General features: G+C 39.4%; 16 protein-coding genes, 1 pseudogene and 3 other annotated features (1 of these 20 running past the window's edge). Of the genes and pseudogenes, 13 read left to right on the top strand and 4 right to left on the bottom strand.

The window, feature by feature from the left end; translation table 11 throughout:
• Positions 1-3: 3 nt before the first annotated feature.
• Entirely contained in the window at positions 4-420 is a 417-nt protein-coding gene (locus AC1DEF_RS12785) for a DUF350 domain-containing protein (RefSeq protein WP_013083802.1), read from the top strand.
• An 18-nt stretch (positions 421-438) separates the two neighbouring features.
• On the opposite strand, the gene AC1DEF_RS12780 is transcribed toward AC1DEF_RS12785, so the two are convergent.
• Positions 439-585, bottom strand: coding sequence for a hypothetical protein (locus AC1DEF_RS12780; protein WP_016764718.1), 147 nt, complete (start codon positions 583-585; stop codon positions 439-441).
• Between the two features lie 189 nt (positions 586-774).
• Here AC1DEF_RS12780 and AC1DEF_RS12775 point away from each other — a divergent pair, with 189 nt between their 5' ends.
• Complete coding sequence (locus AC1DEF_RS12775; RefSeq protein WP_025751186.1) at positions 775-1,200, top strand: DUF6843 domain-containing protein; 426 nt, start codon at positions 775-777, stop codon at positions 1,198-1,200.
• 42 nt (positions 1,201-1,242) lie between these two features.
• On the opposite strand, the gene AC1DEF_RS12770 is transcribed toward AC1DEF_RS12775, so the two are convergent.
• Positions 1,243-1,695, bottom strand: a complete 453-nt coding sequence (locus AC1DEF_RS12770) for a hypothetical protein (protein WP_013083800.1) — start codon at positions 1,693-1,695, stop codon at positions 1,243-1,245.
• Between the two features lie 172 nt (positions 1,696-1,867).
• Here AC1DEF_RS12770 and AC1DEF_RS12765 point away from each other — a divergent pair, with 172 nt between their 5' ends.
• Both AC1DEF_RS12765 and AC1DEF_RS12760 read left to right on the top strand, forming a co-directional pair.
• The gene (locus AC1DEF_RS12765; protein WP_097825215.1) at positions 1,868-3,205 is read left to right on the top strand and encodes a sodium-dependent transporter; all 1,338 of its coding nucleotides are present in this window, start codon (positions 1,868-1,870) and stop codon (positions 3,203-3,205) included.
• A gap of 303 nt (positions 3,206-3,508) precedes the next feature.
• Positions 3,509-3,910, top strand: coding sequence for a hypothetical protein (locus AC1DEF_RS12760; RefSeq protein WP_255255813.1), 402 nt, complete (start codon positions 3,509-3,511; stop codon positions 3,908-3,910).
• Between the two features lie 97 nt (positions 3,911-4,007).
• Here the strand turns inward: AC1DEF_RS12760 and AC1DEF_RS12755 are convergent.
• Positions 4,008-5,228, bottom strand: a pseudogene (locus AC1DEF_RS12755) (catalase); the annotation flags it as partial.
• A 453-nt stretch (positions 5,229-5,681) separates the two neighbouring features.
• Here AC1DEF_RS12755 and AC1DEF_RS12750 point away from each other — a divergent pair.
• Together AC1DEF_RS12750 and AC1DEF_RS12745 are read left to right on the top strand one after the other, a co-directional pair.
• Positions 5,682-6,857: a C40 family peptidase gene (locus AC1DEF_RS12750; protein ID WP_025751189.1), complete on the top strand. Its 1,176-nt coding sequence runs from the start codon at positions 5,682-5,684 to the stop codon at positions 6,855-6,857.
• A 124-nt stretch (positions 6,858-6,981) separates the two neighbouring features.
• Positions 6,982-7,296, top strand: a complete 315-nt coding sequence (locus AC1DEF_RS12745) for an MTH1187 family thiamine-binding protein (RefSeq protein ID WP_013083795.1) — start codon at positions 6,982-6,984, stop codon at positions 7,294-7,296.
• 63 nt (positions 7,297-7,359) lie between these two features.
• On the opposite strand, the gene AC1DEF_RS12740 is transcribed toward AC1DEF_RS12745, so the two are convergent.
• Positions 7,360-8,943 (bottom strand): PucR family transcriptional regulator, encoded by a 1,584-nt coding sequence (locus AC1DEF_RS12740; RefSeq protein WP_097825213.1) that lies wholly within the window; start codon positions 8,941-8,943, stop codon positions 7,360-7,362.
• Positions 8,944-9,249: 306 nt separating this feature from the next.
• On the opposite strand from AC1DEF_RS12740, the gene allC reads away from it, so the two are divergent.
• The 7 genes from allC (at position 9,250) to AC1DEF_RS12705 (ending at position 16,945) form a co-directional block, all read left to right on the top strand.
• Positions 9,250-10,491 carry an allantoate deiminase gene (gene allC, locus AC1DEF_RS12735; RefSeq protein WP_255255812.1) on the top strand — a complete coding sequence of 414 codons (1,242 nt, stop codon included), beginning with the start codon at positions 9,250-9,252 and terminating at the stop codon, positions 10,489-10,491.
• 12 nt (positions 10,492-10,503) lie between these two features.
• Positions 10,504-11,754 carry a pyridoxal-phosphate-dependent aminotransferase family protein gene (locus AC1DEF_RS12730; RefSeq protein ID WP_097825211.1) on the top strand — a complete coding sequence of 417 codons (1,251 nt, stop codon included), beginning with the start codon at positions 10,504-10,506 and terminating at the stop codon, positions 11,752-11,754.
• A gap of 43 nt (positions 11,755-11,797) precedes the next feature.
• Positions 11,798-13,408 carry a gamma-glutamyltransferase gene (gene ggt, locus AC1DEF_RS12725; protein ID WP_097825210.1) on the top strand — a complete coding sequence of 537 codons (1,611 nt, stop codon included), beginning with the start codon at positions 11,798-11,800 and terminating at the stop codon, positions 13,406-13,408.
• A gap of 24 nt (positions 13,409-13,432) precedes the next feature.
• Positions 13,433-14,017 carry a chromate transporter gene (locus AC1DEF_RS12720; RefSeq protein ID WP_013057701.1) on the top strand — a complete coding sequence of 195 codons (585 nt, stop codon included), beginning with the start codon at positions 13,433-13,435 and terminating at the stop codon, positions 14,015-14,017.
• Positions 14,014-14,544 carry a chromate transporter gene (locus AC1DEF_RS12715; RefSeq protein WP_013083789.1) on the top strand — a complete coding sequence of 177 codons (531 nt, stop codon included), beginning with the start codon at positions 14,014-14,016 and terminating at the stop codon, positions 14,542-14,544. The genes AC1DEF_RS12720 and AC1DEF_RS12715 overlap by 4 nt, the downstream gene beginning before the upstream one ends.
• Before the next feature lie 59 nt (positions 14,545-14,603).
• Positions 14,604-15,062 carry a GNAT family N-acetyltransferase gene (locus AC1DEF_RS12710; RefSeq protein WP_097825208.1) on the top strand — a complete coding sequence of 153 codons (459 nt, stop codon included), beginning with the start codon at positions 14,604-14,606 and terminating at the stop codon, positions 15,060-15,062.
• Positions 15,063-15,262: 200 nt separating this feature from the next.
• Positions 15,263-15,468 (top strand) — a binding site (T-box leader).
• Positions 15,469-15,538: 70 nt separating this feature from the next.
• Positions 15,539-15,745: a binding site (T-box leader), on the top strand.
• A 126-nt stretch (positions 15,746-15,871) separates the two neighbouring features.
• The gene (locus AC1DEF_RS12705) at positions 15,872-16,945 is read left to right on the top strand and encodes a bifunctional 3-deoxy-7-phosphoheptulonate synthase/chorismate mutase (protein WP_013057698.1); all 1,074 of its coding nucleotides are present in this window, start codon (positions 15,872-15,874) and stop codon (positions 16,943-16,945) included.
• Between the two features lie 6 nt (positions 16,946-16,951).
• Positions 16,952-17,034, top strand: a binding site (T-box leader) (it continues 118 nt past the right edge of the window).

The following is a 17,034-nucleotide window of genomic DNA, read 5'->3' as shown; positions in this document are numbered from 1 at the left end:
AAAATGACACAATGGATTGATTGGGCTAGTATAGGGAGTTTTTTATCTCACGTAGCGGTAGGGTTAGGGTTATTATTTATCGGAGTTATGGTATTTGAATTAACAACAAAATTTAATGACCGTGAACTCATAAAAAAAGGCAATGTGGCGGTCGCTTTGAAGTTATGGGGAAAAGGAATTGGGCTTGCTATTGTCATTTTTACTGTATGGAGCAACAGCTTAAATTTAGTAGATGCAACTCTTTGGGGAGTAGTAGGTATCATTACTCAAGTAGTGGCATATTGGATTATTGAATTTATCATGACGCCTAAAACGAGCCTAGCCAAAAAAGTAGAAGAAGGAAATATAGCGGTTGGAGTAACTCTTTTTGCAGCGTCGGTTGCCGTCGGCCTTATTGTAGCCGGAAGCTTAACATATTAAAAGAAGGCGATTCCTGTTTTACGGGGAATCGCTTTTTTTATGTCCAGATTGCTCGTGTTCACTTAGTAATAATGTACGTGTATTTTCACGGTCGGCACGAACAATTTTTTGCTGTGTGTAAAGCGGAATGACAAAGAGCAAAATAAATAAAAAAACATAGCTCATTTTTGTTATCCTCCCATGTAAATTGTAAACGCCTGCTAATAGTGTGTGACAAACAATACGTAAATATAGCATATTTGACTGGGTGAACTGGAAAAAATTGAGGGATGCAAAAAGAATATAATCTCACCTTCAACAAAAACTAAAAGCAGTATAGAGGCACGTCTTTTATTAAGAAAGGAGTTGGAAAAAGTGAAAAGGTGGCTCATTTTGTGCTTATTGATTGTAATCGCAGCTGGATGTGGACGCCCAGACGAAACGTCTCAACCGAGCATTTTCCTTATACCAGAAGGGTACAAAGGATGGGTTATGGTCGAATATGATAAAGATAACGGAAACCCCAGCAAGACAGAAGGAGACTACACTGTATTTAAAGTAAATGACCAGGGAGTCGGGAAAACCAAAACGCTGTTAAGCGGCGGCGGCTGGGCAAGAAATAAATATTTCTATGTAAATAAGAATGGAGAGCGAAAGCAATTGAAGCAGGGGAAGATGATTCATGGAACGACTCAAGGTAACAAAAATCATACGGTAACCTACTTTTTCGTCGGCACCGCAAAAGAGTTCGATAAGGCCGGAGACTATCGAAGAAAACTTACCGAAGAAAGTTCTTCGTAAGAAAAGAAACGTTGCCTCTTCGGCAACGTTTCTTTTCTATCTTCATTTGAATGTGCAAAAGACGGTATCTTTTAAACGTTGAATTTCGCTTAATGCTTCTTCTTGCTTATGAATTACCCAATCTGGCAATGAATGTTCAACCGACAGCTCGTCGAAACAAGCCCCGCATGTTTTAACTTCAATATAAGATTCAATATACTGAAGGTGATCTAAGTTATAAGCCCAAAGTCGACGTTCAGGGCATATCGTTTCTAAGTAAAGCGGAAGCTGAAAAAAAGGATCTACTGCTTCAGAAAGTTCTAACGGTCCTTGGCTATCAGCGTTGGTTACGTCTAGATAACCGCAGTGAGGACACGTGCATGAGTGCGTTGACCCGCTCAATTTTTTATCCAGTTTTACAACTCGCGCACATAGTTCGCAGTTTGGACATTTTACTAAGATAAAGTCAAGGAACTTATCTAAAAATTGTTGCTGTATTACTTGCTGATTTGTCATTTTTTGTACCTCTAACTGTCAAACTTTTTTTAGTTACGAAAATAAATCATGAAACCTACATACTATTCATAACACATGATGAGGGTTAAAACAACAAAAACCCTTTTCGACAGAAGGGTTGTGTGCTATAGTATGACAAATCAGAATAAATAAAGAAAAATGGTGAGAAAAAATGAGTCAAAACGAACAATGGACATCAAAACTCGGCTTTATCTTGGCATCTGCCGGTTCTGCAATTGGAATCGGAGCCATTTGGAAACTGCCTTATGTAGCCGGAACAAGCGGAGGAGGGGCCTTCTTTTTACTGTTTATCTTGTTTACAGCAATTATTGGTTTGCCGCTTTTACTTGCTGAATTTGTACTAGGTAGACATACACAAAAAGAAGCAATTCGTGCATATGATGCAGTTGCTCCCGGTTCCCTATGGAAAGCAATCGGGTATTTAGGCGTGATTACATGCTTTATTTTATTATCCTTCTATAGTGTAGTAGGAGGCTGGATTTTGCAATATATTTTTGCAAGCGTCACGGGTCAGCTGAATGGAGTAAGTGACTACGGGAGTTTATTTAACTCGACCATTGCTAATCCAACACGTGCTGTTATCTCTCAATTTGTTTTTCTTCTTTTAACAATTGTTGTAGTCGCAAGAGGCATTCAAAATGGTATTGAAAAAGCAAACAAAATTTTAATGCCTGCTCTCTTTATTTTATTTATTATTATCATTATTCGTTCTTTAACATTAGAAGGGGCAATGGAAGGCGTATCTTTCTTTTTGTATCCAGATTTTTCAAAGCTTACATCCCAAACCATTTTGTTTGCGATGGGACAAGCATTCTTTTCCCTTAGCGTAGGCGTTTCAGTTATGGTTACGTACAGTTCGTATCTATCTAAGCAGCAAAACTTGCCAAAATCGGCTATTTCAATTTCAGCGTTAAATATTTTGATTTCTTTACTAGCAGGACTGGCAATTTTCCCTGCCGTCTTTTCAATGGGTGTAAAACCGACGGAAGGACCAGGTCTTTTATTCATTGTATTGCCTTCTATTTTTGAACAGCTTCCGTTCGGAATTGTGTTTCAAACTTTCTTTTTGGCACTGTTTTTATTTGCCACTTTGACATCTGCGTTTTCGATGTTAGAAATTATTGTTGCTTCTTTAGCCAAAGGAGAGCAGCATAAGCGTATAAAGCTATCTTGGATTTCGGGCTTGCTAATCTTCGTGGTAGGAATACCTTCAGCGCTATCGTATGGTTTATTAAGTGACGTATCGATCTTTGGAAAAAGCATCTTTGACGCTTTTGATTTTCTTGTAAGTAATATCCTTATGCCACTCGGCGCTCTTTTAATTGCTATCTTTGTTCCTTGGAAGATGAAAAAAGATGTGCTAATTGAAGAATTTAAGCACGGTTCAACGAATGTGAAGCGCTGGTTCTCTTTATGGCTTCTTGCCATTCGATATATCGCACCTGTTTTAATTATCATTGTATTTATTAATATGCTAGGCTTTATCTAACAAAAAAACGCTGTTAAAACGCTTGGTTTTAACAGCGTTTTTTTGAAGGAAGAGGAGGAGTATGATGCTTGATTTCTTGTATGATATGTTTGTAGGGGCAGGGGTATTCATTTTATTAATAATTCTGTTGCTAGTAGCGAGAACGTCAGGGAAACGCAAGAAATAGGCGGGTATAATTCCCAGTGTAAAAACCCCAAAAAAGACTAACACCACAGAATTAAACTATGATAATATATTATCCTATGAGCATAATCAATGCTCACATATGTTGTGATGAAGCGTTTTTTAGAAAGAGGGATCATCTTGAGTGGAGAAGTTCTTGTCAAGATTTTATCTCAAGCGTATGAACAAAAAAAGACATTACCAATCGTCTCATTCTCGTCTTTTTTTGAACAAAAAAAGGTGGGCTTTCGTTTAAATAACGATGTGTCCGCTGATATTATCTACCATACGCTTATGTGTATTCAGAGAAAAACGTGTGTCCAAGATGTGTTAGTGGAAGTACTAAAAGTTGATAGTCCAAACAATGACGGGGCATTTTCTGATTGTGTATATATTTTAGCAAGTGGTACAAAACAGCAAGTGAAAGAATGGGTTCAACCTTTACATCCTAAAAGAGTGAAACAAGGATATCAGCACGGGACACCCATTGATGCGCCACAGTTAAAAAATGACTACCACGTGTTTGCCGTTACTTGGTCATAAGCGTTTAACCCAAAAAACATCCTGCTGTCGCTGCAGGATGTTTTTTTTGTTAATAAGGATGAGCATCGTGTCCTTTTTCATTAGCTTCTTCTACTGGAGCAGCATCTACATGATAGGCCATTTGACCATCGCGTTGATTTGTTGCTACATGTTTTTTCGGCGCGTTAATAGGCAGCTGCAAGTAGTTTGTTCCCACCCGGTGACGCTGCGTGTCGGAATAAGAAAACGTTCTTCCTTGCAGCATTTTATCATCAGAAAAATCTAGCCCGTCTACAAGTACACCCGTACCAAATGCGACTTGCTCCGTTTCAGCAAATACGTTGCTTGGATTTTTATCTAGGACCATTTTACCTACTGGGAGAAATGGAAATTGGTCTTCCGGCCAAATTTTCGTGTCATCAAGCGGATCAAAATCCAGTTCGGGATGCTCTCCATCTTCCATGATTTGTATACAAAGTTCCCACTCGGGGTAGTTACCGCTCTCAATCGCTTCATACAAGTCTTGAGTGGCGTGACTAATATTTTTAGCTTGAATTTCTTCTGCTTGCTTTTGGGTCAAATTTTTAATTCCTTGTTTTGGTTCCCAATGGTATTTCACAAGAAACGCATCGCCATCTTTGTTTACCCACTTATATGTATTAACACCGGAACCTTGCATTTGCCGATAGTTAGCAGGTATGCCCCAAGGTGAAAATAAAAAAGTAATCATATGCATAGCCTCAGGGGTGTGAGAAATAAAATCAAAAATACGCTCGGTATCTTGACGGTTTGTCACAGGATCGGGCTTAAAAGCATGAATCAAATCAGGGAATTTAATAGCATCGCGGATAAAAAATATTTTAAGGTTATTTCCTACTAAGTCCCAGTTTCCGTCTTCTGTGTAGAACTTTACAGCAAATCCCCTTGGGTCTCGCATTGTTTCTGGAGAGTCCTTTCCATGAGTTACGGTAGAAAATCTGACAAAAACGGGCGTCTGTTTGCCTGCTCCTGAAAAAACTTTTGCGCGGGTGTATTTTTCAACGGGCTCGTCACCAAGCTTTCCGTACGTTTCAAAATACCCGTGAGCTCCCGTTCCCCGGGCATGAACAACACGTTCCGGTATACGTTCACGATCAAAATGCGAAAGTTTTTCAATCAGCTGGTAATTTTCAAGAGTAGCAGGTCCTCTGTTGCCTACCGTTCGAGAATTTTGGTTATCACGAATGGGGTGACCTTGACGCGTCGTAAGCGTCTGCTCGTTTTCTCCGGCTGCATAGCGTTTGTCTTCCGAGTCACCTGATCCGCTAACATTTGTACCATGAATGCCTTTATGGCTCATAAAATAATCCTCCTTGTTTCAAACATAACAAGACTATTTTTTTCAGCCCTCGCTTTTTTATTCATTAATATGGAAATAATATAAATTTTTAGAAGAAAAGCTGTTTTTACTAGAGAGGGGAGCAAATCCGCTAAACGAATAAATTTTAAAAAAGTTTCACATTTCAAAAAAAAATAAATTGTTTTTTTTGAAATATAAAGATAATGTTACGGGTGATTTTTTACCTATTATTAGTGTAGGAAAAGGAATAATATTGGAATATATTAGCTTTTTTGTCGAACTTATTAAGTGTTAAACGACAATAAACTACGACAATATACACCATACAGCTGCGCTGTTGTCGTTTCCTGTAACATAAATGTAATATTAGTGATGTTATTTTGTAATAATGTGTTGTTACAATGTAAACGTCTTATAGATTAGTAGATTATGGCATTGGAGGAACCTTTTTTTATGAAAAAGTTGATATATTCGTTAGCGTTATGTGGATCTTTAACAGTAGTACCTACAATTAGTGAAGCTGCTTTAGGAGATGCTACGCTGCACCCAGGAACAAGTAATTCGGATGTGAAAGAATTACAGCAAAAATTAAAAAACAAAGGTTATTTTACATACGGTACAACAACAAACTATTACGGTTCAATCACGACTAGCGCAGTAAAGTCGTTTCAGCGTGCAAATGGTTTATCTGCAGATGGCATTGCAGGTCCATCTACATTTAATAAGCTGCTAGGAAGCGGAAGCTCATCAAGTTCATCAATTAGCTCAAGTTCATTGCTGCGCGTTGGTTCAACTGGACCAAATGTACAATCTTTACAGCAGCAGCTAAAGAATAAAGGCTATTTTAAAGGAACTACGACTCAATACTTCGGTTCAATTACAAAAAATGCAGTAATGGCATTTCAACGTGCAAACGGACTGTCTGTGGACGGAATTGCGGGTCCGGCTACGTTAAGCAAGTTAAAAAATGGCGGTTCTAGCGCTTCAACTGGTGGTTCTAGCTCTAGCAACTCAACTATTTTACGTCAAGGTATGAAAGGTTCAGCAGTAAGCAGCCTTCAGCAAAAACTAAAAAATAAAGGTTACTTCTCAGCTGGTGTAACAGGCTACTTTGGCTCAATTACAACAAGTGCAGTAAAATCATTTCAACGTGCAAATGGTTTATTAGTAGACGGAGAAGCGGGTCCAGATACGCTGAATAAATTAAATTCAAGCAGCTCTAGCAGCTCAAAACCTTCAACATCAACAGGAAGTAGCACAAGCTCAAGCTCAGCTTCAAAAGTTATTTCATACGGTAAACGTTTTATGGGAACACCTTATGTTTGGGGTGGAGCTGCGCCTGGAGGATTTGATTGCAGTGGTTACCTTAACTATGTATATCGCAATGCAGTAGGTGTAAGTCTTCCTCGTACAGTTGCTAGCATCTATCAAACTGGTACGCGTGTAAGTTCACCTCAGCCTGGCGATATCGTTTTCTTTGAAACGTACCAACCAGGAGCTAGTCATGCTGGCATTTATATCGGAAACGGTCAATTCATGCATGCAGGTTCTTCAACAGGCGTGACAATCACATCACTAAGCAACTCTTACTGGTCAAAACGTTACTTAGGAGCAAAGCGTTACCTATAAGAGTGTAACAAAAAGGAGTAGTTGTAGAACTATTCCTTTTTTCTATACACCATAAACGTAAAAGTAGGAAATTTTTGCGCGATTTGGTATGATAACTAGGGAACAAATAAAAGGAGTGTATAACATGGCTATTGTAGATGTAACCATTATTCCGGTAGGTACGGAAACGCCAAGCGTGAGTCAGTACGTAGCTGATATTCAAAAAGTGTTGGCCAAGCATGAAGATGAAATTACATATCAATTAACCCCTATGAATACATTGATTGAAGGGGAATTAAGCACGCTGCTAAACATTGTTCAAGAGATGCATGAAGTGCCTTTTGAAAATGGTATTCAGCGCGTATGTACAAATTTACGAATTGATGATCGCCGTGATAAAGAAAATCATACGATGGCTGGGAAATTACAATCCGTACAGTCTAAATTAAAAGCGAAATAAAGAATATGCAATACAATAAAAACGCTTGAGTATCCACTCAGGCGTTTTTTATTGTATTTATACTTAATTAGCATTCACAAGAGAAAAAATTTGAAAAGCTACGCGCAGCCGAAGGGTTTCCTCTGACGTGTGAATAGGTCTTTTTAATAACTCTTCGCATTTTTCAATTCGATAGATCACCGTGTTCCGATGAACGAATAACTGCTTAGCAGTCTCTGAGATTTGGCAATTGGAATTTAGATATGTTTCAAGCGTGTCAAGTAAGATGGAGCGATCTTTCTTATCGTACTGCAGCAAACCTTCTAATGTTTGAGAATAGTAATCCTGTAAATCGTTTGCTGGAAGCAACCTCAGCAGTTCTTTAAACTGTTTTGGCTGATAAAATTGAATAAGCTTCGACTGATCTTTAAAATGGATGGTTTCAAGAGCTTCAACAGCTTCTTTATATGAGTCAGCGATTGTAAGTAGGGATTGGCTTTGGTTTCCAACTCCAAATGACATTCGTTTGTCGTAGTGACGGTAAACAGCTTCCTGCAAGCGATGCAAGCATTCTATAATCATAGGTTGAGAATGAGGTGTAAACAAAAGAATATGAAGATTGTCATAGAAAAACAAAACGGCCTCTGTATGACCTGTTGATAACTCATATTGAAGGAGCTCATAGATCATATCATCATCGCTGTAAGGCGTGAATGTAGAGTGGATTTTCCCGACGGCGCAAATATAGCTGTTTCCTGCTGATAAGCCCATCATCTGTGCTTGAAAGGAAGCATCTTCAAGCGTTTTATAATAATTGTTAACAAGCTGATTGAAAAAATCGTTTTTTCGTCGCCGTTCAGCTTCATACAAAGCCTGCTGTCTCATCATTTCGAAGGATAAAACGTTTGTCGCTTGTTCAATCGTTAGGAGCGCTGAATCGGATAAAGAAACTTGGTGTTCAATAAGTAAATAACTGTATTTTCTTGTATGAGTAGCAATCGGAAAAAGCGTAACGGTTTTTTTGGTGTGTAAAAAGGAAAAGGTTGTATATTTTACCGTTCGTAAAAACAGCTGCTTAGCGCCCGCTACCGCTTCTTCCATCGGGAGTGAAAAGGGTTCGCGTTTGTTTGTATAAAAGAGTTCATGGCCATGGGTATCAAAAAGGGCAACGTGAGCATTGCATAACGTTTGAATAGATTGCATAATTTTCTCAATGCCTTTTCCTTGTAAGATGTACGAGGAAAATAGCTGATGTGTGACCATCGCTTGCTGAAGCTCGGCTGTTTTTTTATCTAAAATAAAGCTGAGAGATTCGTTAATAACTGCGCCTAACGTTTCGTCCGTTTGGAAATCAATGATCGGAAAGTGAAGTTCATCAGCTAGCTGACAAATAGAAGCAGGCACGTGTTCGAAAAAGCGCTTCGTTTTTATGGCCAATCCTGCACATTTCTTTTTAGCCATTCCTTCTACAAGTTTTGCTAAGCTTTCTTCATGTTCTTTGAAGTGATAACCCGTTGTAATTAAAAACTCTCCTTCTTTTAAAAAAGATAAAATATCGGGTGCATCCATCATATTGACGTTATGTACTTTGCGGGTGACTCCTTTTTGCCCGGCTACTACAGATGCTTTTTCATAAATTGGAATGCGTAAAAGAGTTTGTAGTTCCATTATTTATTACTCCTTTTGTTAAAAATTCTCACATTTCTCTGCGCGTATTTTTATCTATCTTTTATTTTATAAGAAAGTTTAGTTAAAATAAATAAAATTTTCAGAAAAAAATGTATAAATTGTTAATGAAGAAGTATATTCAATCCTGTAAGATAAAGTAAATAACATATAATGTTAGAAAAAGTGACGTATATAAGACTTTGTATATTTAGTGATAATAGCTAAAAAAACACTAAATCATTGTAGAAAGTGTTAATGAAAACAATCAGTCATTTTCTTAAAATGAAGATAGCAGGAGGGATAGCAATGGTTGCAGATATGACGGGAAAATCTAAGCTTTGTCAGCAAATCGAAGAAAACGTTAGCTGGTTGTCACAGTTTGGGTTAGATGAAAAAGAAGGGGTCACGAGGCTTTTATATACGGAACAGTGGAATGCAGCTCAAAAGGCATTGGAAGAAAAAATGAAGGGACTTCACCTCAAAACATATTACGATGATGTAGGAAATTTATTTGGACGGTTGCAAGGAACGGGTTCAGAACAACAAGTTATTTTAACAGGATCCCATATCGATACCGTGATAAACGGAGGAAAGTATGACGGGGCGTTTGGTGTTGTGGCAGGTATCATTGCTCTGCAGTACCTTTATGCACATTACGGCTCCCCTACAAAAACCTTAGAGGTCGTATCACTTTGTGAAGAAGAAGGCAGCAGATTTCCTCTTACGTATTGGGGATCAGGCAATATGAATGGATTACACAGCAAAAGTGATGCAAAACATGTTATAAATAAAGAAGGGGTTAAGCTGGATGACGCAATGAAACAGCTCAATTTCGGAAAAGGCCTCCACAGCGAGCCATACCGCACGGACATCGCTTCTTTTATTGAACTACATATCGAACAAGGAAAGCAGCTTGAAATGTCTCGTTGCGATATCGGAATTGTTTCTAGTATCGTCGGGCAGAAACGATTTACAGTATCTGTTAAAGGTGAAAGTAACCATGCGGGCACAACCCCGATGAACATCAGAAAAGATGCATTTTATGCGAGCTGCAAACTTGCTAAAGCATTTATTGAATTGAGCGAAAAATATCATAACGCTTTATACGTAACGGTTGGCAAAATTACACTTTCTCCAAATGCACCGAATGTAATACCAGGATATGTAGAATTCACGGTTGATATAAGACATCATGAATATGAGGTTTTACAAGAGGCAGAACGAGAAATGAAGGAAATTATAAAGCGAACATCAGGGGATTTAGAAGTGAATATCGACTGCTGGATGGATGAAAAACCTGTCGCCATGAGCGAAGAATTATCTGAACTTTCCAAAATTATTTCCTCGGAAAAGAATATCTCCTCCCGAGAATTAGTAAGCGGTGCAGGACACGACTCGCAGGTATTCGGACGAAGAGTTCCCACATGTTTGTTATTCGTACCGAGCCAAGATGGAATCAGTCATTCCCCAAAGGAATTCACCAAAGGAGAACAGTTAGAAAAAGGAGTAAAGGTCTTAATAGAACTATTATATAAACTTGCCTACTAGGAGGAATTTGACATGACTATAACAAAACAGCTTCATACACCGCCGCGTACGATTATGACACCCGGACCCGTAGAAGCAGATCCCCGCGTATTAAGAGCATTAGGAACACCTATTTTAGGTCAGTTTGACCCCGCATTTACGCACATTATGAACGAGACGATGGAAATGCTTCGTGAACTATTTCAAACCAAAAACAAATGGGCTTTTCCCGTTGATGGAACGTCTAGAGCTGGGATTGAAGCCGTTCTTGCAAGTGTAATTGAGCCTGGCGATAAAGTGTTCGTCCCTATTTTCGGCCGCTTCGGCTATTTATTAACGGAAATTGCCGAGCGCTACGGAGCTGATGTACACAACATTGAATGCGAATGGGGAGAAGTGTTTGACCCTGAAACAGTTATTCGTGAAATAAAAAAAGTAAATCCGAAAATTGTTGCAATGGTTCATGGTGAAACGTCTACAGGAAGAATGCAGCGGCTTAAAGAAATTGGTGCTGCATGCCGCAACCAAGATGTTTTATTTATCGTCGACGCAGTAGCCACTATTGGCGGTACGGATGTAAAAGTAGATGAGTGGAACATTGACGCATTGATTGCAGGCACACAAAAGTGTTTATCTGTTCCGTCCGGCATGGCACCTATTACTTACAATGATCGTATTGAAAAAATCATCATGGAACGTAAAAAAGTTGAAAAAGGAATTGCGACAAAAGCAGATGCTCAAACTGTTCGTCTGCGTCCGAATATTATCAGCAACTATTTTGATTTGAGTCAGCTTCAAGACTATTGGAGTGAGCGTAGATTAAATCATCACACGGAAGCAACGTCCATGCTCTATGCTTTAAGAGAAGGGCTGCGCGTTATTTTAGAAGAAGGATTAGAGGAAAGATTTGCAAGGCATCGCCTCCATGAAAAAGCACTTGTAGCCGGTATTAAAGCAATGGGATTATCTTTATTCGGAGATGAGGATTCAAAAGTTCCAACCGTTACTTGTGTTTTAATTCCCCTAGGTATTGACGGAGAGGCAGTTCGTTCTACGCTTCTTGAACAATTTGGGATTGAAATTGCAAGTTCTTTTGGGCCGATGCACGGAAAAATATGGCGTATCGGTACAATGGGATACAGCTGTCGAAAAGACAACGTTCTCTTTACATTGGCTGGTCTTGAAGCAGTGCTTATTCGAAACGGGGCAAGCGTGAATGCAGGTTCTGCTTTACAAGCAGCATTAGAAGTTTACGAGGAAGAAGTAGCGCTGTCTAGTCTGTAAAGATTCGTTTTATTCATCATATAAAGAAAAGAGGAGATTTTCTATGAGCGAATACTTTTTTACACACCCCTATGCATCGCAGCGTACATGTACGTTTGGAAAAAACGGAATGGTAGCAACTAGTCAGCCTCTTGCCGCTCAGGCGGGTCTTGAAATGTTGAAAAAAGGAGGAAATGCGGTAGATGCTGCTATTGCCTCGGCAGCTTGTTTAACGGTTGTAGAGCCTACGTCAAATGGAATTGGCGGAGACGCATTTGCTCTCGTGTGGATAAATGAAGAGCTATATGGACTCAACGCGAGCGGTCCTGCTCCTGCTTCTATCTCTATTGAGGCTCTGCGTGCCATGGGGATAAAAGAGATGCCGGCTCGCGGTTTTGTTCCTGTTACGGTCCCAGGTGCCCCCAGCGCGTGGGTGGAGCTGTCAAAACGCTTTGGCCGGTTATCGTTAAAAGAAGTGCTGCAGCCTGCTATTTCGTATGCACAAGAAGGGTTCCCAATCTCCCCGATTTTAGGGTACAATTGGGAACGAGCGTTTGAACGATTTACACACGCATTAAAAGGTGACGAATATAAGCACTGGTTTGAGACGTTTACCAACAATGGATCAGCTCCTAAAGTAGGGGAAGTGTGGCGATCACCGGACCATGCTGCTACGCTGCTTGAAATTGCCGAAACGAATGGAGAATCTTTTTACAGAGGGAATTTAGCTGATAAAATAGCAGCTTTTTCGAAAAAATACGGCGGATTTTTAGCAAAAGAAGATTTAGCAGCTTTTAAAGCAGAGTGGGTGAAGCCAATTTCAACTTCTTACCGAGGATATGATGTGTGGGAAATTCCGCCTAACGGCCAAGGCCTTATTGCACTTTTAGCTTTAAATACGCTAAAAGGCTTCTCTTTCGATGCCAAAGATTCTGTCGATACATATCACAAGCAAATTGAAGCCATGAAGCTAGCGTTTGCAGATGGACAAAAATTCATTACGGATGCTGATAAAATGACAGTAGCTGTTGAAGATTTGTTGAATGATTCTTATGCAAACAAGCGCAGAGGGCTGATTGGTGAAAAAGCGCTTATTCCTGAAGCCGGACAGCCGTCTCATAGCGGCACGATCTATTTAGCGACAGCTGATGGAGAAGGAAACATGGTATCATTCATTCAAAGTAATTACATGGATTTTGGCTCAGGACTTGTCGTACCTAATACGGGCATATGCCTGCAAAACCGCGGGCATAATTTTTCGTTAGATCCACAGCACCATAACCGATTAGAGCCAGGAAAACGAACCTATCATACCATTATTCCTGGATTTTTAACAAAGAATAAAAGTGCTGTAGGTCCATTCGGTGTAATGGGCAAATTCATGCAGCCTCAAGGACATGTGCAAGTCGTCATGAATATGATCGATTTCCATCTAAATCCTCAGGCAGCTTTAGATGCACCAAGATGGCAGTGGATTGAACATAAAAAGGTTCTTGTGGAAAAAGAAATGCCTTCACATATTGTAGAAGCATTAGAACGCAAAGGGCATGATATTCATGTGGCTACGAGCAGACATACGTTTGGAAGAGGGCAGATCATTTTAAGAGATGAACAAACCGGTGTATTATACGGCGGCACAGAAGCGCGAACAGACGGAGCTGTCGTTGCTTATTAGATCACAGAGAAAGGAGTGCGAGAAATGCGACAATTGGATATTTTTATAGCGTTTTTTCGCTCAGGTATGCTCGGCTACGGAGGCGGCCCTTCAGCTATTCCACTTGTAAAAAAAGAAGTGGTCGATACGTACAAATGGATGGATGACGATGAATTTGGCGATTTATTAGCAATCGCCAATACGCTGCCTGGGCCTATTGCTACAAAGCTGGCTGGATACATTGGCTATCGAGTCGGCGGTATTTTGGGTCTCGGGACAGCTTTATTTGCAGCCGTTATTCCAACCGTTTTTTTAATGGTATTGCTGTTAACAACTTTAACGCAATTTAAAGATCAGCCGTGGGTTATGGGCATGACCAAAGCAGTTGTTCCTGTAGTAGGAGTTATGCTCGCGGTTATGACGTGGGACTTTTTTAAAAAATCAACGTCTGGTCTAGGGTGGACACCAGCTATTATCTTACTGATTATTAGTTTAGGGCTAATGGAATTTGCCCATATCCATCCAGCGGTCATTATTATTGTTCTTATGGCAGCAGCTTGGATTCCGCTAAAACGAAAAGGAAAAAAAGGTGAAAGTGCTGAACACAAGCAAAAGAGGGAATCGGTATGATTTATATTCAGCTATTTATGGCGTTTTTTGTTTCAAATATTTTAGGCTATGGAGGCGGACCTGCGTCGATTCCGCTTATTCAAAAAGAAGTCGTGGATCACTATCATTGGCTTACGGTCAAAGAGTTTAGTGAAATGCTGGCAATTGGAAATGCGCTGCCTGGTCCGATTGCAACAAAAATGGCGGGATTTATCGGATATCAGCAGGCAGGGATTTTAGGCTCGGTGGTTGCTCTTTTTGCAACGATTGCTCCATCGGTTTTACTTTTAGTTATTTTACTTCGAATATTATTTAAGTATAAAGATTCGCCAAATGTTAAGAAAATGACGAACTACATTCGTCCCGTTATCGCCATTTTACTTGGCTTGATGGCATATGAATTTTTTATGAATTCATACGGTGATTCAGGTATATGGCAAACTTTATTTTTAGTAGCAGCCAGTTTTCTATTATTGGAAAAATTGCGCGTGCATCCAGCGTTCGTTATTGTCGGAGCACTCGTATACGGAGCTGTTTTTCTTGCTTAAATGAGGCTCTCGAAGGATGAGAGTTTTTTTGTGTAAAAGAGACGAAAAGAGGGGAAGTCATGGTTGAAAAAGCAGCGCTAGAAAACGTTCAGGATTTGGTTAAACTGCGAATGTTGCTCATGAAAGAACTGGGAGAATTAAACGGGAATGAGGAGCTGTTTCGAAAAGCTACAGAAGAATATTTTACTGCAAATATAAATAATCCACATAGCTATACGGCTATTTTAAAAGCGAATGGAGAAATTGTATCAGCAGGAAGCATCGTCTTTTTTATACGTCCGCCTTCACCGAGTAACCTCCAAGGAAAAGAAGCATATGTTATGAACATGTATACAGCTTTTAATCACCGAAAGCACGGCTGTTCTTCAGCTATTTTAAAGCATTTGATGCAGTACTGCCAAAAAAATGGTGTAAATCGAATATGGTTAAATACTTCTTCCGCTGGAAAAAGCTTGTATCAAAAACATGGATTTATTGAATATGAATCTGAAATGGAATATAAGTTTGAAAAAAATTAGAGCAGCAAAACTCTTGATAGATATGGGTTTGAAGGAGCTATGGTTTTTAAAAAATAAAAAAAATTAATAAAAAGTGTTGACGAAGATAAAAAAACCATTCATAATACAAAACAACATCACACAACATTACACACAACTTGGAAGCGACAAACAGTTTCAAACGATCGGAACTGATTATCCAAGTACACATACATAGTCAATACTGAGCGTTGATAGGAGCACTAGTAGAAAAAATTTCCCTGTAACAGAGAGCTGACGGTTGCTGCGAGTCAGAACACAAATTTTTTCGAAGTACATTCCTTGAGCATCTTTTCCGAGTAGGAAAAGACGGCCTAGCCGTTATTTTAATGAAGAGGCAAGCAAAATGCTTGCAACTAGGGTGGTACCGCGAATTTTCGTCCCTACTGACTCTTAAGAAAAATCTTAAGGGTGAGTAGGGACTTTTTGTATTTCGGCCCATTATAATTTTATATCCATTACAAGCGATGAAAAGAGCATAGTAGCAAAATCTTCCCTGTATTCAGAGAGCTGATGGTTGGTGCGAATCAGTACAAAAGAGATTGCGAATTACATTCTTGGAGCTTTCTTTTGGCAATAGTCAAAAGCGGCAATAGCCGTTATCTTAATGAAGAGGCAAGCAATGCTTGCAATTAGGGTGGTACCGCGATCAATTCGTCCCTACTGATACAATCAGTAGGGACTTTTTGTATATCCGCATAAGCGGCTGTGTAGGTGTAAAACGGATTTTTCAATACAAACTAAACGAGAAGATCCGTTCAAGGTTATAAAATCAAAGGAGGATTTTTAAAATGACAAAATCACTAGAACAATTACGAGGACAAATCGACGAAATAAATTTAGAAATTTTAGAATTATTAAATAAACGCGGTGAAATCGCACAAGAAATCGGAAAAGTAAAAGGTACACAAGGTGTGAATCGCTTTGATCCAGTTCGTGAACGTAAATCGTTAGATCAAATCTTAGCTAACCATAATGGACCATTCGAAGCTTCAACAATTCAGCATATTTTCAAAGAAATTTTCAAAGCAAGCTTAGAGCTTCAAGAAGACGATCACCGCAAAGCACTTCTTGTATCTCGTAAAAAGAAATCTGAAGATACAATCGTTGACATCAACGGTACAAAAGTAGGACCTGGAAACTTAGAATTTGTAATGGGACCATGTGCAGTAGAAAGCTACGAACAAGTAAAAGAAGTGGGCTTAGCGCTTAAAGAACAAGGTATTACGTTAATGCGCGGCGGAGCGTTCAAACCACGTACATCACCTTACGATTTCCAAGGTCTTGGAGTGGAAGGCTTAAAAATCTTACGTCAAGTAGGCGATGAACTAGGCCTATCAATTATCAGTGAAATTGTTTCTCCTCAAGATATTGAAACGGCTCTCGACTACGTAGATGTGATTCAAATTGGTGCACGTAATATGCAAAACTTCGAGCTATTAAAAGCTGCAGGTTCTGTAGACAAACCGATTCTTTTAAAACGTGGATTGGCAGCAACAATTGAAGAATTCATTAACGCTGCTGAATACATTATGTCTCGCGGAAATGGAAACATTATTCTTTGTGAACGCGGTATCCGCACATACGAGCGTGCAACACGCAACACATTAGATATCTCAGCTGTTCCAATCTTGAAAAAAGAAACGCATTTACCAGTTGTAGTAGACGTAACGCATTCAACAGGACGCAAAGACTTATTATTACCATGTGCAAAAGCAGCGATTGCTATCGGCGCAGATGCTGTAATGGCAGAAGTTCATCCAGATCCAGCAGTAGCACTATCAGATTCAGCACAGCAAATGAACATTCCTGAATTCCACAAATTCATGGAAGAATTAAAAGGTGCAGCAGTAAAATTATCTTAATTTCATAGTGATACAGTGATAAGAAACTAGTAGCAAACATTTCCCTGTCTCAGAGAGCTGACGGTTGGTGGAAGTCAGTACACAAATGT

Source organism: Priestia sp. 10L35 (genome assembly GCF_056395685.1).
Note: the sequence above shows the minus strand (reverse complement) of the source record. Positions and strands in the feature narration are given on the sequence as shown.